This is a genomic window from Kitasatospora sp. NPDC091257 (assembly GCF_044757675.1).
In the GTDB taxonomy this organism is placed as follows: Bacteria; Actinomycetota; Actinomycetes; order Streptomycetales; family Streptomycetaceae; genus Kitasatospora; species Kitasatospora lactacystinica.
The window spans coordinates 1-14,870 of the sequence record NZ_JBIVVI010000070.1 but is presented as its reverse complement, the minus strand read 5'-3'; the positions used below and the strand labels follow the sequence as shown (position 1 = coordinate 14,870).

At 74.1% G+C, this 14,870-nt stretch carries 13 protein-coding genes and 1 riboswitch; of the genes, 4 read left to right on the top strand and 9 right to left on the bottom strand.

From position 1 onward, the window contains the following. Both ACIQOV_RS05510 and ACIQOV_RS05505 read right to left on the bottom strand, forming a co-directional pair. On the bottom strand, positions 1 to 917 hold a 917-nt coding region (locus ACIQOV_RS05510; RefSeq protein ID WP_401045199.1), incomplete at its 3' end, for an ArsA family ATPase. 26 nt (positions 918 to 943) lie between these two features. Then, complete coding sequence (locus ACIQOV_RS05505; RefSeq protein WP_359897082.1) at positions 944 to 1,378, bottom strand: SRPBCC family protein; 435 nt, start codon at positions 1,376 to 1,378, stop codon at positions 944 to 946. Between the two features lie 336 nt (positions 1,379 to 1,714). On the opposite strand from ACIQOV_RS05505, the gene ACIQOV_RS05500 reads away from it, so the two are divergent. After that, positions 1,715 to 3,508 (top strand): AMP-dependent synthetase/ligase, encoded by a 1,794-nt coding sequence (locus ACIQOV_RS05500; RefSeq protein ID WP_401045197.1) that lies wholly within the window; start codon positions 1,715 to 1,717, stop codon positions 3,506 to 3,508. An 85-nt stretch (positions 3,509 to 3,593) separates the two neighbouring features. On the opposite strand, the gene ACIQOV_RS05495 is transcribed toward ACIQOV_RS05500, so the two are convergent. Then, a complete protein-coding gene (locus ACIQOV_RS05495) occupies positions 3,594 to 4,730 on the bottom strand; it encodes a glycosyltransferase family 4 protein (protein ID WP_359897079.1) in 1,137 nt (378 codons plus the stop codon). Positions 4,731 to 4,944: 214 nt separating this feature from the next. On the opposite strand from ACIQOV_RS05495, the gene ACIQOV_RS05490 reads away from it, so the two are divergent. Further along, positions 4,945 to 6,315 carry a glycosyltransferase 87 family protein gene (locus ACIQOV_RS05490; protein ID WP_359897078.1) on the top strand — a complete coding sequence of 457 codons (1,371 nt, stop codon included), beginning with the start codon at positions 4,945 to 4,947 and terminating at the stop codon, positions 6,313 to 6,315. On the opposite strand, the gene ACIQOV_RS05485 is transcribed toward ACIQOV_RS05490, so the two are convergent. From ACIQOV_RS05485 to ACIQOV_RS05460, 6 genes are all read right to left on the bottom strand, one after another. Next, positions 6,316 to 7,347, bottom strand: coding sequence for a hypothetical protein (locus ACIQOV_RS05485; protein ID WP_380545971.1), 1,032 nt, complete (start codon positions 7,345 to 7,347; stop codon positions 6,316 to 6,318). Positions 7,348 to 7,529: 182 nt separating this feature from the next. Continuing rightward, positions 7,530 to 8,576, bottom strand: coding sequence for an NlpC/P60 family protein (locus tag ACIQOV_RS05480; RefSeq protein WP_401045193.1), 1,047 nt, complete (start codon positions 8,574 to 8,576; stop codon positions 7,530 to 7,532). Between the two features lie 239 nt (positions 8,577 to 8,815). Beyond that, the gene (locus ACIQOV_RS05475; protein ID WP_401045190.1) at positions 8,816 to 9,952 is read right to left on the bottom strand and encodes an NlpC/P60 family protein; all 1,137 of its coding nucleotides are present in this window, start codon (positions 9,950 to 9,952) and stop codon (positions 8,816 to 8,818) included. Positions 9,953 to 9,962: 10 nt separating this feature from the next. Further along, a riboswitch (cyclic di-AMP (ydaO/yuaA leader) is annotated at positions 9,963 to 10,116 on the bottom strand. A gap of 337 nt (positions 10,117 to 10,453) precedes the next feature. Beyond that, on the bottom strand, positions 10,454 to 11,491 hold the full coding sequence (locus ACIQOV_RS05470; RefSeq protein ID WP_359897070.1) for an NlpC/P60 family protein: 1,038 nt from the start codon (positions 11,489 to 11,491) through the stop codon (positions 10,454 to 10,456). A gap of 198 nt (positions 11,492 to 11,689) precedes the next feature. Further along, the gene (locus ACIQOV_RS05465; RefSeq protein WP_401045187.1) at positions 11,690 to 12,967 is read right to left on the bottom strand and encodes an NYN domain-containing protein; all 1,278 of its coding nucleotides are present in this window, start codon (positions 12,965 to 12,967) and stop codon (positions 11,690 to 11,692) included. Further along, positions 12,880 to 13,245, bottom strand: coding sequence for a hypothetical protein (locus tag ACIQOV_RS05460; protein ID WP_401045184.1), 366 nt, complete (start codon positions 13,243 to 13,245; stop codon positions 12,880 to 12,882). The genes ACIQOV_RS05465 and ACIQOV_RS05460 overlap by 88 nt, the downstream gene beginning before the upstream one ends. Positions 13,246 to 13,420: 175 nt before the next feature. On the opposite strand from ACIQOV_RS05460, the gene mmuM reads away from it, so the two are divergent. Beyond that, positions 13,421 to 14,365: a homocysteine S-methyltransferase gene (gene mmuM, locus ACIQOV_RS05455; protein ID WP_359911143.1), complete on the top strand. Its 945-nt coding sequence runs from the start codon at positions 13,421 to 13,423 to the stop codon at positions 14,363 to 14,365. A 183-nt stretch (positions 14,366 to 14,548) separates the two neighbouring features. After that, the coding region (locus ACIQOV_RS05450; RefSeq protein WP_401045180.1) for an IclR family transcriptional regulator at positions 14,549 to 14,870 on the top strand (322 nt) is incomplete at its 3' end.

The following is a 14,870-nucleotide window of genomic DNA, read 5'->3' as shown; positions in this document are numbered from 1 at the left end:
GGGGTGAGCCGCTCGGGCCCGTCCCCGTCCCCGTAGAGCCGGTCGGCGACGGCTTCCAGGGTGGCGTCGGCCAGGCCGGTGACCAGCACCGGGGCGTCGGTCTCGGCGGCGAGCGCGGTCAGCTCCTCCTGCCGGCGGCGGGCCAGGGCGGCCAGCCAAGGGTCGGGCGAGGAGGCGGCGGCCCCGGGCAGCGCGCCGTGCACCACCACGGCGTCCGGCCGGTGCCCGTGCAGCGCGAGTCCGGCCCGGATCCGGCGCAGCTCGCGGTACGGGTGGCCGTCGGCCGGGACGACCAGCCGGACGCTGGTGCCGGGGCCGGTGATCGCGGCGCGGGACTCGGCGAGCGCCGCGACGGCCTTGGTGCGCCCCTCGTACAGCCAGTCGGCGGGCATCGGGACGCCGGCCAGTCCGGCCAGCAGCGGGCGCAGCGCCCGGGCGGCCTGCCGCTGCTCGGGGACGAGCCGGTCCAGGTAGCGGGCGAGCTGTTCGGGCAGGGCGAGGGTGGCGATCAGCTCGGCGGGCGGCGGGGCGAGCACGACCAGGACGTCCTGGTCGGCGGCGGGCAGGGCGCGCAGCAGGGCGAGCCGGGCGATGCCGGGGAGGGCGGTGAGCTCCTCGGGGTCGAGCTGTTCGGCGCCGAGCAGGTCGAGGGCGGGCTTGAGCCGGCCGGTGAGCTCGCCGACGGCGTAGCGGAAGGCGGCCTGCTCGTCGATCCGGGAGACGGTCAGGCCCGGTGCGTGGAGGAGCGGTTCGGGCTCCAGCCGGGTGCCGAGGGCGGAGTCCAGGGCGCGGTGCGGGTCGTCGGCGGCCAGCAGCCAGGTGCGGTGGCCGCGCCGGGCGGCGTGCAGGGCGGTGGCGGCGGCCACCGTGGGAGCCCCCGAGTCACCGCTGATCAGGATGGTGCGTGTCGCCGTCATGCCGTCCGGCCCCCCGTTCGGTCGTGTCAGCCTTCGACGCGCTTCTTCAGACCGGCCAGGGCGCGGTCGATGATGACCTTCTCGGCCTTGCGCTTGATCATGCCGAGCATCGGGATCTTGACGTCCACGGCGAGCTGGTACGTCACCTCGGTGCGGCCGCCGGCCAGCGGGGCGAGGGTGTAGGAGCCGTCCAGCGAGCGGAGCATCTGGCTGCGGACGAGGGTCCAGGAGACCTCGCGGTCGCCGTCCCAGGTGTAGGCGAGGACGTGCTCGTCGCGGATGGCGCCGGCGTCGAGCAGCAGCCGGACCTCGGCGGCGCGGCCGTCCTCGCCAGCCTTGAGGACCTCGATCTCCTTGACCTCCCCGGTCCAGGCCGGGTAGGCGGCGAAGTCGGCGATCACGGCCATGACCGTGGCCGGGGTCGCGTCGATGGTGATGCTCGACCTGGTGTGCTCCGCCATGGAATGGCCCTCCGCCTCGTCCCTCTGCCTGCCGGTCCGGCCGGGGCGCGCTCGGCCCGGTCCGCCCGGAGCAGGCTATCGCGCCCGGCGGGCGGCGCGGCGGGGCGGGCCGTGCCCGGCGGGCTGCCGTGGCGCGGGCGGGCGCCGGGCGGCCGGGCATGTTACCGGCCGGTCGCCCTGCTCTGTCATAGGGTGCCATTCGAACGACCCGGTCACGGCCTGGTCCGACCCGGCCGGGTGTGACACTTCGAACACCGGAGCCGACCCCTCTGGTCGAAGCTGCCTACCGGGCAGTAACGTCCTGCCGTCCCGCAGCGTCGCGTACGAGGAGCAGTCTTGCTCGACTTCAGCCTTCCGGCCCTCTACCAGGTACCGAGCAACGGCAACCTCGCCGACCCGGTGCACCGGAACGCCGAGATGCACCCGGATCTCGCCGTGCTCAGCCGGAAGGTGGACGGCCAGTGGCAGGAGTTGACGTCGGTCCAGTTCCTGGCCGAGGTGCACGCCACCGCCAAGGGCCTGATCGCCGCCGGTGTCGAGGCGGGTGACCGGGTCGCCATCATGTCCCGTACCCGGTACGAGTGGACGCTGCTGGACTTCGCGATCTGGACGGCCGGCGCGATCACCGTGCCGGTGTACGAGACCTCCTCCGCCGAGCAGGTCGAGTGGATCCTCGGCGACTCCGGCGCGGTCGCCGTGATCATCGAGACCGACCAGCACGTCCGGGTGGTCGGCGCGGTCCGCGAGCGGCTGCCGGAGCTGAAGCACACCTGGCAGATCGAGGGCGGGGCGATCGCCGCCCTGGCCGAGGCCGGGCAGGACGTCCCGGACGCGACGATCGAGGAGCGCCGCCGGATCGCCGGCCCCGACGACATCGCCACCATCGTCTACACCTCGGGCACCACCGGCCGCCCGAAGGGCTGTCAGCTGACCCACGGCAACTTCCTGGCCGAGTGCGGCAACGTCGTCGAGCGCCTGGCCCCGATGTTCAACACCGGCGAGAGTTCGGTCCTGCTCTTCCTGCCGCTGGCCCACGTCTTCGCCCGGCTCGTCGAGATCGCCCCGGCGATGGCCCCGATCAAGCTCGGCCACGTCTCCGACATCCGGGACGTCACCGCCGAGCTGGCCTCCTTCAAGCCGACCCTGATCCTGGGCGTGCCCAGAGTGTTCGAGAAGGTCTACAACACCGCCCGCTCCAAGGCCCAGGCCGACGGCAAGGGCAAGATCTTCGACAAGGCCTCCGACACCGCGATCGCCTACAGTCGGGCGCTGGACGCGGGTGGCCCCGGTCTGCTGCTGCGGCTCAAGCACGCGGTCTTCGACAAGCTGGTCTACGGCAAGCTGCGCGCCGCCCTCGGCGGCCGGGCCCGCTACGCCATCTCGGGCGGCGCCCCGCTCGGCGAGCGCCTGGGCCACTTCTACCGGGGCATCGGCTTCACCGTGCTGGAGGGCTACGGCCTGACGGAGACCTGCGCGGCCACCGCCTTCAACCCGTGGGACAAGCAGAAGATCGGTACGGTCGGCCAGCCGGTGCCCGGCTCCTCCGTGCGGATCGCCGAGGACGGCGAGGTCTTCTTCAAGGGCCCGCACGTCTTCACCGGCTACTGGAACAACCCGAAGGCCACCGCCGACACCCTCAAGGACGGCTGGATCGCCACCGGCGACCTCGGCTCGCTCGACTCCGACGGCTACCTGACCATCACCGGCCGCAAGAAGGAGATCATCGTCACGGCCGGCGGCAAGAACGTCGCCCCCGCCGTGATCGAGGACCGGATCCGGGCCCACGCCCTGGTCGGCGAGGTCATGGTGGTCGGCGACCGCAAGCCCTTCATCGCCTGCCTGATCACCGTCGACCCGGACTTCTTCCCGAAGTGGAAGGAGCTCAACGGCAAGCCCGCCGGCGCCACCGTCGCCGACCTCGCCGACGACCCGGACCTGCTGGCCGCCCTCCAGAGCGCGGTGGACGACGGCAACGCCGCCGTCTCGCACGCCGAGGCGGTCAAGAAGTTCCGGCTGCTGGACACCGAGTTCTCCGAGGAGAGCGGCCACCTGACGCCCTCGCTCAAGCTCAAGCGCAACGTCGTGCTGAAGGACTACGCGGCCGACATCGAGGCGCTCTACCGGAAGTAGCCGCCGGAAGCGGCCGCCCGACGCGGCCCGACCGCGGGCGCCGGACGGGCCCCGCCACTCCAGGAAGTGGCGGGGCCCGTCGGCGTCACCCGGCCAGCAGCGAGGTCAGCCGCCCGGCCAGCAGGTCCCAGCGCCAGGAGCGCTCCACCCAGCGCCTCCCGGCCTCGCCCATCCGCCGCCGCAGCTCCTCGTCGCGCAGCAGCCGCACGATCCGCTCGGCCGCCGCCGGGGCCGAGCCGCCGGGCACCACGTACCCGGTCTCGCCCTCCAGCACCGCGTCCGGCGCGCCGCCGGAGTCCCCCGCGACCACCGGCAGGCCAGTCGCCGAGGCCTCCAGGTAGACGATGCCCAGGCCCTCGACGTCCAGCCCCCCGCGCCGGGTGCGGCACGGCATCGCGAAGACGTCCCCGGCCCCGTAGTGGGCGGGCAGCTCCTCCCACGGCACCGAGCCGGTGAACCGCACCGAGTCCCGCACGCCCGTGGCGTCGGCGAGCTTCTCCAGGTCCGCCCGGTACGGGCCGCCGCCGACGATCAGCAGCACCGCGTCCGGCACGTCGGCGAGGATCTGCGGCATCGCCTCGATCAGGGTGTCCTGGCCCTTGCGCGGCACCAGCCGGGAGACGCAGACCACCACCGGCCGGTCTGCCAGCCCGAGCCGGCGGCGCACCTCGGCGCCCCCGGAGCCCGGGTGGAAGGTCGTCTCGTCCACGCCCGGCGGCAGCTGGACCATCCGGGCCGCCGCCTGCGGCCCGACCGCGGCGGCGATCCGGGAGCGGGTGTACTCGCCCAGGTAGGTCAGCACGTCGGTGCCGGCGCCGATCCGGCGCAGCAGCTGCCGGGAGACCGGCAGCTGGGCCCAGGCGGCCTCGTGGCCGTGGGTCATGCCGAGCAGCCGCCCGGCCCCGGCCCGGCGCAGCGTGGGCGCCATCAGCCCGAGCGGCGCGGCGGCGCCGAACCAGACCGAGTCGCACTTCTCCGCGCGCAGGATCTCGGCGGCCCGCCGGGTGACCCGCGGTGTGGGAACCATCACCTTCGTCCGGTCCCGGATCACCGGGAACGGCTGCTCGGCGTCGAAGCGGGCCACCTCGCTGCCGTCCCGCCAGGTCGAGGCGTACACCACGACACTGCCTGCGGGCTGACGGACGGCCATGTTGTGCACGAAGGCCTGGATGCCACCGGGGCGCGGCGGGAAGTCATTGGTGACGATCAAGGTTCTGTGCATCAGGCCACGGCTCGCTCGGTCGGGGGGTGCGCGGTGTACCGCTGGGTGATCCGTACGATAGGTCAACACCATGACCCGCCGGGAACGGAACCGCGCACGGCAACCGTTTGACCCCCGGGTCAGTCCTAGTACCTAGGCCGCAGTGCGACGCGGCCCGGGCGTCCGTCTCCACGACGCCTCCGGTGGGGACGTCCGAGACGAACGAGGGAGCGCAGTGGAATTGGCCCCGGCCACCGAGCCCGGTTCTTCACGCGGCCGCCTCGGCCGCCCGCTCGGGGCGCTCGCCGCGCTCGGCGCCACCTGGATCGCCACCCGCGCGCTGCTGGTGCTGCTGGCGACGGGCGTGCTGAAGGCGCCCGGCGGCGACGTCACGGCGGACGTCTGGATGATCTACCACGCCTGGTACGGCGTGCTCCAGACCGGCACCTTCCCCTTCGACGACGTGACCTGGCAGTACCCGCCGGGCGCCGCCCTGGTGATCCTGCTGCCGGGCCTGCTGCCCTGGTCGTACCTGGTCTCGTTCTGGGTGATCTGCGGGATCGCCGACGCCGCCGCGGCCGCGCTGCTGGTGCGCACCGGCCTGCGCCGGGGCCGGGCGCTGACCGGCGCCTGGATGTGGGTGGTGGGCGTCCCGCTGCTCGGCCCGATGATCTACAACCGCTTCGACGTCATCGTCACCGCGGTCGCCCTGGCCGGTCTGCTGGCGCTGATCCGCCGCCCGGCGGTCGGCGGGCTGCTGCTGGGCCTGGGCGGCATCGTCAAGATCTGGCCGCTGCTCGGCCTGATCGGCACCCCCTCCGGCCGCCGCACCCGCCGTTCCTGGACGCTGGCCGGCGCCACCGCCGTCTCGATCGGCTTCCTGCTGGCCGCCGGGATGAACGGCGCCTTCGACTTCCTGGCCTTCCAGAAGGACCGCGGCATCGAGGTCGAGTCGCTCGGCGCGCTGCCGCTGCACTTCGCCCGGCTCGCCGGCGGCTGGGACGGCAGGGTCACGATGAACTACGGCTCCCCCGAGATGCTCGGGCCGTGGGTGAGCGTGATCAGCAAGGTGATGATGGCCGGCACCGTGCTGGGCTTCGCCTGGCTGCTGCTGTGGCGCTACACCTCCAAGCGCCGCAGCGCGGCCACCATGTACGACGCGGCGCTCTGCGCGCTGCTGATCTTCGTGGTGACCAGCCGGGTGATCAGCCCGCAGTACCTGGTCTGGCTGGTCGGCGTCGCGGCGGTCTGCCTGACCGTGCGCAACAGCAGCCAGCGGCCGGTGGCGGTACTGATCCTGCTCGCCTGCCCGCTGACCCTGGTCGAGTTCCCGACCATGTTCACCCAGGTGCTGGCCAGCGACCCGGTGGCGGTCACCGTGCTGGCCGCGCGCAACCTGCTGCTGCTGGCCGCGGCCGTGCTCTCCTGCGTCCGGCTCTGGCGCTCGACCCGCGGCGAGGCGCCGCTGCCGCCGACCGTGGTGCTGGACCGCGAGCCCGCCGCGCTGCCGTCCGCCGGCTACCCGGTGCGCCCGGGCATCGCCTACGAGCAGGACCTGCTGGACGGCATCGACCACCCGGGCGCCCCGGCCGAGCAGCGCCGCTGATCAGCCCCTCAGCTCCGCCATCCGCGCCAGCCACTGCCGGGTGAACTCCTCCAGCCCGACGCCCAGCTCGCGGCGCATCAGCCGGTCGGTGCGGCGCTCCCGGTCCTCGCCCTGCCCGTCGGCCGCGCCGATCGCGCGGTAGAAGGCGACCAGCCGCTGCGGCCCGTGGGTGCGGGCGATCAGCTCGCAGGCCAGCCAGGACTGCTCGTAGGCCTGGGCGATGCCGGTGGCCCCGGCGGCGAAGTCCCGGTCGGCGGGCAGCGCGGTGGGCGTCCTCCCGGCGGCGACGTCCCGGGCCAGCTCGGGGGCGACCTGCTGCGGGCTGCGGCCCGAGTCGCGGTACGCCGTCCAGTCGGCGACGCCCTCGGAGAGCCACAGCGGGGTCCAGGCCCGGGTGTCGGCCCTGGTCGCGACGTGGGTGGCCTCGTGGGTGATCACCACCTGGCGGCCGAAGTCGCTGAGCCGCCCGTACACCTCCGGGTTGACCAGCACCCGGTCCGCCGGGGTGTGCCACGGTGCGCCGGGGGCGGCCACGGTGACCGCCGCCATGCCCGTCCAGCCGTCCGGGTCGCCCTCCAGCAGCCGGGCGAACTGCTCCTCGGTGGCGGGCCGCTCCAGCAGCAGCCGCTCCGGCCAGGCGCCGCCCCAGACCTCGGTGACGGCGGGCACCGCCCGGTCCCCCACCGCGGCCAGCTCGGCCGGGTCGGGCCCGGCGGCCGGCCCGACCACCAGGCAGTTCGCTCCCGGAGCCGACCGGAGCGGCCCGAAGTCCCACGGCGCCGGCGGGCCGCCCGCGCTCTCCTCGCGCTCGACCCGCCAGCCGTCGCCGGCCCGGACCAGCTCGATCCGGCGCGGGTACACCACCGGGTACTCGTCGTACCCGGCGATCCGCACCGCCAGTTCGGCGGCGGCGGTCAGCCGCTCCGGCCCGCCGGAGGCGGCGAGCACCAGGTTGCGGTACCCCGCCCCGGCCACCGGCAGCCCGGCCCACGGCGGCGCCGAACGCGCCCGCTCCGCCAGCGCGGCGGCCACCTCGGCGTGCCGGTCCGCCGAGCGGGCCGCGGGCGCCGCCGGGGCGGCCGGAGGCAGCGACAGCTGGGCCAGCCCACCGGCCGCGAGCAGCAGCGCGCCCCGCCGGGACAGCGTCCGGCGGGGGCGGGAGCCGGATGTACCGGCGGGGCCAGTGGGGTCGGCGGGGCCGGACGGCGGGGCGTTCAGAGCCGGACCACCCCGGAGACCGGCATGGCGGTGACGCTCTCGTAGCGGACCTTGGCGCCCGGGCGGGGGGCGTGCACGATCACGCCGCCGCCGGCGTACATGCCGACGTGGTGCATGTCCCGGTAGAAGATCACCAGGTCTCCCGGTCGCGCTTCGGACAGGCTGACCCGCTGCCCGGCGTACGCCTGGGCCTGCGAGGTGCGCGGCAGGGTCACTCCGGCCTGCCGCCAGCTGTAGTACATCAGACCGGAGCAGTCGAACGCGTGCGGGCCGGTGGCCCCGTAGACGTACGGGGAGCCGATCATCCGCACCGCGGCGGCCAGCGCGGCGGCCCCGCGCTCGGAGGCGGGCGGGGCGGTGCCGAGGTCCAGCCGGTCGGTGCCCCGGGTGGCGCGCTGCTCGGCGTCCCGGGCGTCCTGGACCGTCAGCCGGGCCCGCTCGGCGGCGCCCAGACCGTTCAGCAGCTTCTGCGCGCTGGCCAGCCGCTGCTGGATCTGCTGCTTGCTGTCGGCGAGCGAGCGGCGGGTCCGGTCCAGCTCGTCGAGCTTGCCGGCCGCCTCGGTCCGGCGCTGGTCGAGCCGGCGCTGCCGGGCGACCAGCTCGTGCAGGGTCTCCTGCTGGCGCGCGGCGGCCTGGCCCAGGGCGCGGGCGCGGGACAGGTAGCCCTCCGGGTCGGGCGAGAGGATGAGCTGGGCGGTCTGGGTCATCCCGCCGCCGCGGTACTCGGCCCCGGCCACCGTCGCGAGGTCGCCCCGCAGCCCGTTGAGCTGGTCCTGGGCCACGGCGATCTCGCCCTGGAGGATCGTGGTCTCGCCCTGGAGCCGCCGCTGGGCCTCCTGCGCCGCGTTGGCCTTCTCGGACGCCTGCTCGGCCTCGTCGTACAGCTGTTCCACCTGCGTCTTGACGTCCTGGCGGTCGCCCGGGTCGGGGCTGCCGGGGGCGGCCTGGGCGCTGCCTCCGGCAGCCACACCCAGGGCGGTGGCGGCGGCCGCGGTCAGCACCAGCGCCCGGGCGAGCAGTTGGGAACGGCGGTGCACGGGCATGGCGGCAGCGGCTCCAATCCTGCGGCGCGGCTCCCGCCGCCGCACCGGGACGGGCGGCCGTCGAGCGGGAGTCCGGTGGCAGACGTTAGCGAGTCAGGGCAAGCGAGTCCAAACCCCTGCCAACCCGAATATTCAGGCTGTTGTCGGACATTTGATCGGCCCTCGGGAAAAGCCGCAGGAAAAACCGCAGGCCCGGCCTCCCCTGGGGGAGGCCGGGCCTGGAAGCGTCCGAGCGGTGATCAGACCCGCACGATGGAGGCCAGCGGCATGTTGGTGACGGCCTCGTAGCGCACCGACGCGCCCGGCTTGGGCGCGTGCAGCACCTGGCCGTTGCCCGCGTAGATGCCGACGTGGTGGGCGTCGGTGTAGAAGATCAGCAGGTCGCCGGGCTGGGCCTGGGAGATGTCCGAGCCGATCCGGGTGCCGGCCGAGGCCTGCGCCTGCGAGGTGCGCGGCAGCGACACGCCCGCCTGGTTGAACGCCCAGACCATCAGGCCGGAGCAGTCGAAGGAGCCCGGGCCGGTGGCGCCCCAGACGTACGGGCTGCCGATCTTGGAGGCGGCGGCCGAGAGCGCGGCGGCACCGCGCGAGCTGCCCGGGGCCACCTTCACCGGGGAGGAGGCGGTCGAGGCGGACGAGCCGGACGAGCCGGTCGCGAGGTCGCCGCGGCTGTTGTCGCGGGAGGCGCGGTCGGCCTGCTGCTGCTGGGCCTGGGCGGCGTCGGCCTTGGCCTTGGCGTCGGCCGCGGCCTTCTCCTCGGCCTGGCGCAGCGCCTGGCGCTCCTGCTCGGTCAGCGTGTTGAGCAGGTCCTGGGCCGCCTTCAGCTTGCCCTGGACCTCCTCCTTGGAGGCCTTCAGCTGCTGGGTGGTCGACTCCAGCTCGGCGAGCTTGCCCTGGGCCTCGTTGCGGTCCTGGTCGAGCTTGCGCTGCTGCTCCTGGAGCTCCTTCAGCTGACCCTTCTGGGTGCTGCCGGCCTGGTTCAGCGCGTCGGCCTGGCTGAGGAAGGTGTCCGGGCTGGAGGAGAACATCAGCTGGACGGTCGGGGATATGCCCCCGTTGCGGTACTGCTCGCCGGCGATCTCGGCCAGGCCGCCCTGGAGCTCGGTGACCTGGGCCTGCTGACGGGCCACCTGGTCCTGCATGCCGGAGACCTGCTTCTCCAGCTCCTGCTGCTTGGCCTGGGCCGCGTTGTAGTTCTCGGTCGCGATCTCGGCCTGCTCGTTGAGCTGGTCGACCTGCCCCTTGACCTGTTCCTTGGTCGGCTGCGGGTCGGCGTGGGCACCTTGAGCGGAGAGGACGACGGCTGCCGCGGCGACACCGGTCAGGATCGAGACCCGGGCGCGGCCTGCGGGCTTGGGACGACGATGGGACGCCACGAAGGCGGACTCCTTCTTCCTACGTCCGCCTACCGGGTGAGCTGACGGGTTCGGGCCGGAAGCATGCCCTACGACGCCTCACGGCCGTTCCATCGGCCGACCTGGCGTCGATTCACCCCGGAGGAACGTGGTTCCCCGGCTCCGCTCCGCAGCGCCCCCAAACCACTGGGCTCCCCTGTCGGGCAGTCGCTTCGACCTGCCCCGCTGCCTCACGAACTCGACGGTAACCACCGCCGCCACCCTGGCTGGGCGATCGACAGTGCGGTGGTTCAGGGCACGACCCTAGTAACTGAACCGTGATCCGTTCAAATCCTTGTCAGAAAAAAGACCGAAGATTTCCCAAGTTCTTCTGTGAAAATGACCGATGGTGACCACTGGCACACAGAAGGCTGATCAGTTCTCAGCATGTGGCCGCGAAGGGGCGGAAAGCCGAACGCCACCCCCGCGCGAGGGGTGGCGCTTTTCACAGCCCCCGGAGGGGCCCGCGGGCGTGTCGGGCCGTCAGACCCGGCGGATGGTGTTGATCGACATCGCGTCGGCCTTCATCACCTTCACCACGTCACCGGTGTGCGGCGCGTGGACCACCATGCCGTTGCCGATGTACATCCCGACGTGGTGCATGTCGTTGCCGTAGACCACCAGGTCGCCCGGCTGGGCCTGGTCCAGCGAGGGCACCCGGGTGCCGTAGTGGCCCTGCTCCTGCGAGGTGCGCGGCAGCGAGACGCCCGCCTGCCCGTACGCCCAGACCATCAGGCCCGAGCAGTCGAAGGTGGTCGAGCCGGTGGCGCCCCACACGTACGGCGAGCCCTGCTTGCTCATCGCCTTGGCCATCGCCACGGCCGCGTAGCCGCTGGCCGGCGGCAGGCTGCTGAGGTCGACCCGGTCGCTGCCGCGGGAGGCGCGGTCGTCCTGCGCCTGCTGGGCCTTCAGCGCGGCGCGGTCGGTGGCGCTCAGCGAGTTCAGCAGGTCCTGGGCGGCCTTCAGCTTGGTGTTGACGTCCGCCTTGGCCTGGTTCAGGTCCTTGGTGGTGGTGTCCAGCGAGGCGAGCACGGCGGAGGCCTCGACCTTCTCCTGGTCCAGCCGGCGCTGCTGGTCCAGCAGCCCCTTGAGCGCCTCGGCCTGGCTGCTGCTGGCCTGCTGGACGGTGGAGGCCTTCTCCAGGTAGCCGGACGGGTCGGAGGTGAGCATCAGCTGGACGGACGGGTCGATGCCGCCGGTGCGGTACTGCTCGCCCGCCACCTCGGCGAGACCGCCCTGGAGCTGGGTCATCTGCTCCTGGCTGCGGGCCACCTGGTCCTGCAGCTGGTCGGCCTGCTTGCGCAGCTGGTCGGCCCGCTCCTTGGCGCCGTTGTACTTCTCCGCCGCCTGCTCCTGCTCCTCCTGGAGCTGGTCGATCTGCGCTTTGACGTCCGTTTTGTTCGGCTGCGGCGCGGCGTGCGCGGCCACCTGCGCGGAGAGGGCGACCGCGGTCGCAGCAGCAGCGGTGAGCACGGAGATCCGCGCGCGGCTCGGCTGCTTGGGACGGCGGTGGGAGGCCAAGGGTCCTGCTCCTTCTTCCAACGGACTCACCTGATGGGATGAGATTCCGGAAAATAGGTTTGACGCCAGACCCTAGTGAAGATCTATCCGTTTTGCCACTCCCCCGTAGGTGTGAACTCCGGTCCGCACACTGACGACACGGGACCCGCACACCACCCCGGAACCACTCCTGACCAGGCATCGCACGTCCGGTCGAGGTCAGGGGCGCGCCAGCCGGTTCAGCAGCAGCACCGAGGCCACGGGGCGCGCGCCCGCCTTCCGCACGCCGTCCGCGACCTCCCGGTCGGTGGACACCACCACCACCGGACGGCCCTGCGGCTCGGCCCGCACCAGACGGCGGATCAGCTCGTCGGCCGTCTCCCCGGTCCGGCTGAACCGCACCCGGACCCCGCGCGGCGGCGCCATGATCACCGGGACGTCCAGGTCCTGCCCGTCGAACACGCAGGTGACCTCCGCCTGGGTGCGCTGCGCCAGCATCGCCAGCCCGCCCAGCAACCGGATCCGCTGCTGCTCCAGCGGCAGCGTCGGATAACCGGTCTTGGTCACGTTGTAGCCGTCCACCACCAGGTGCACCTGGGGGATCGCCAGCAGCTGGTCCAGCAGCGCCGGATCGTCCTCGGCCAGCCCGCGCCGGGCCACGTCGTGGGGCGAGGCCGCCCCCGGCACCACCGCCTCCACCAGGTCCGCCGGGCGGATCTGGGAGACCGGCAGCGCCAGCTCCCGCTGGAGCCCCTGGGCCGACTGCAGCACGGTGTCCAGCAGCAGCCGCAGCCGCATGTCCTCGACGCTGCGCCCCTCACGGGCCGACCGGCGGCCCTGCTCGACCGCGTTCTCCAGCTCCGAGACCCGGTGCCTGAGCCTGCGCGCCTCGGTCTCGGCCGCACCGCGCTCGGCCGCGGTCTGCGCCTTCAGGGCTTCCAGCTCGCCGGCCACCCGGCGGGTCTCGGCCTGCGCCCGGCGGGTGTCGCTCTCCAGCGACCGCACCTTCTTGCGCAGCGACTCGGCCTCCTTGCGGACGCCGTCCGACTCGGCCCGCTGCCGGTCCACGTCCGCCCGCGCGGAGGCCCGCACCTCGGCCAGCTCGGCGTGCAGCTTCTCCACCAGCCGGGCCGACTCCGCGGCCGCGTCCTCGGCGCCGGCCCGCTCGGCCTCCTCGCCGGCCTCGGCCACCAGCCGGCTCCAGCCCGCCGAACGCACCAGGTAGGCGGCGGCCGCGACGTCCATCGGATCGGCGGCGCTCGGGACAGTGCCCGACTCCAGCGCCTTCACCAGGTCCGGCTGCCCGAGGCGCAGCCGCTCCGCTATCCGTACCCGGAAGGCCGGCTCCGCCTCCAGGGCCGCCGCCAGCGCGGTGGCCGCGTACTTGGCCCGCCGCGCCGGCGTGAACTTCACGTACTGACGCAGGCTCTGCGGGAGCTCGCCCGCCGGCAGCCCGCCGAGCGCGTCCGAGGCCAGCCCGACCACGCGTCGGCGCACGCCCTCGGGCAGCGGCCGGTCGAGCTTCTCGACGGCGTGCTCCGCCGCGGGCTCGGAGGAGTCGTTCGCCGCAGGAAGCCGCCGGGCAGCGCCCAGCAGCCCTGGTGGGGCGGGGCGCCGCGCTCGACGAGCAGGACGTGCAGGCCGCCGTGGCGCAACGTCAGGGCGACCACGTCCACGGTGACGGCGATCGGGGCGTAGGCGCGCGGGTCGTACGCGGCGAGCCACTGCTGCTCGGCTCCGGGCCCGGTGGGGGGCGGTTGGTCGTCCGCTGCCATCGCCGGGCTCCTCTCCGTGGTCGCCGGTGCCACCGGGCCTGTTCTGCCGGTGCTGTTCTTCTCGGGCTGAGCACAACGTAGCGAGTGCGTTCCCCGGCGGCAAATGGTTTTCCTGCCCGGCCCGGGGGCGCCCACCCCTAGGCTGTGACCAGGAACTCTTCCAGAGGAGACCGAGATGCCCACTGCTCCCCCGCCGGACTTCGCCGCCGCGCTGGCCGCCGGTCCGCTGGTGCTCGACGGCGGGATGTCGAACCAGTTGGCGGCGGCCGGGCACGACCTCTCGGACGAGCTCTGGTCGGCGCGGCTGCTGGCGGACGACCCGCAGGCGGTGGTGGCGGCGCACCGGGCGTACTTCGCGGCGGGCGCGGACGTCGCGATAACCGCGAGCTACCAGGCGAGCTTCGAGGGCTTCGCGCGCCGCGGGGTCGACCGGGCGCAGGCCGCGCGGCTGCTGGCGCGGAGCGTGGAGCTGGCCCGGGAGGCGGCGCGGCCGGAGCCGGGCGGGCGGCGGCGCTGGGTGGCGGCCTCGGTGGGTCCGTACGGGGCGGTGCTGGCGGACGGTTCGGAGTACCGGGGCCGGTACGGGCTGAGCGTCGCGGAGCTGGCGGACTTCCACCGGCCGCGGCTGGAGGTGCTGGCGGCGACCCGGCCGGACGTGCTGGCGCTGGAGACGGTGCCGGACGCGGACGAGGCGCGGGCGCTGCTGGGGCTGGTGCGCGGACTGGGGGTGCCGGCCTGGCTGTCGTACAGCGTCGAGGGCGACCGGACCAGGGCCGGGCAGCCGCTGGCGGAGGCCTTCGCGCTGGCCGCGGAGGTGGACGAGGTGGTCGCGGTGGGCGTCAACTGCTGCACGCCGCAGGACGCGGACCGGGCGGTGGCGGTGGCCGCCGAGGTGACCGGGAAGCCGGTGGTGGTCTACCCGAACAGCGGGGAGAGCTGGGACGCCGCCCGCCGGGGCTGGTGCGGCGAGCCGACCTTCCGCTCGGCCCGGGTGGGCGGCTGGCTCGCGGACGGCGCGCGGCTGGTGGGCGGCTGCTGCCGGGTCGGGACGGACGGGATCGCGGCACTGGCGGCGGAGGTGACGGTGCTGCGGGCGCAGCGGGCGGGGGCGGTGGGGTGACGGCGCGGGAGCGGTGAGGGCCCGGCGCCGGGCCGTCCGCGCACCCGGCGGACCGCGCCGCGGGCGGGAGGGCCCGGGCGGGTTACCCGGGGGGAAGGTGCACGGAGTCCGGGCGGCCTGGCAGACTCGTCCCGTCATCACTGTGGTCGACATTGTCGACCGCCTTTCAGCGCGGAGGTACCCATGCCCGGCCCGATCCAGTCGCTTTCCCGGGCCGCCGCGATCATGCGCCTGCTGGCCGGCGGTGAACGCCGGCTGGGCCTGTCCGAGGTGTCGACGGCGCTGGACCTGGCCAAGGGGACCGCGCACGGCATCCTCCGCACGCTGCAGCAGGAGGGGTTCGTCGAGCAGGACCCGGAGACCGGCAAGTACCAGCTGGGCGCCGAGCTGCTGCGGCTGGGGCAGAGCTACCTGGACGTGCACGAGCTGCGGGCACGGGCGCTGGTGTGGGCGGACGACCTGGCCCGGGCGTCCGGGGAGACGGTCTACCTGGGGGTGCTGCACC

Coding starts and splice junctions, on each gene's coding strand:
- ACIQOV_RS05505 (WP_359897082.1), bottom strand. CDS start 1,378: ATGGCGGAGCACACCAGGTCGAGCATCACCATCGACGCGACCCCGGCC.
- ACIQOV_RS05495 (WP_359897079.1), bottom strand. CDS start 4,730: ATGCACAGAACCTTGATCGTCACCAATGACTTCCCGCCGCGCCCCGGT.
- ACIQOV_RS05480 (WP_401045193.1), bottom strand. CDS start 8,576: ATGCCCGTGCACCGCCGTTCCCAACTGCTCGCCCGGGCGCTGGTGCTG.
- ACIQOV_RS05460 (WP_401045184.1), bottom strand. CDS start 13,245: ATGGCAGCGGACGACCAACCGCCCCCCACCGGGCCCGGAGCCGAGCAG.
- mmuM (WP_359911143.1), top strand. CDS start 13,421: ATGCCCACTGCTCCCCCGCCGGACTTCGCCGCCGCGCTGGCCGCCGGT.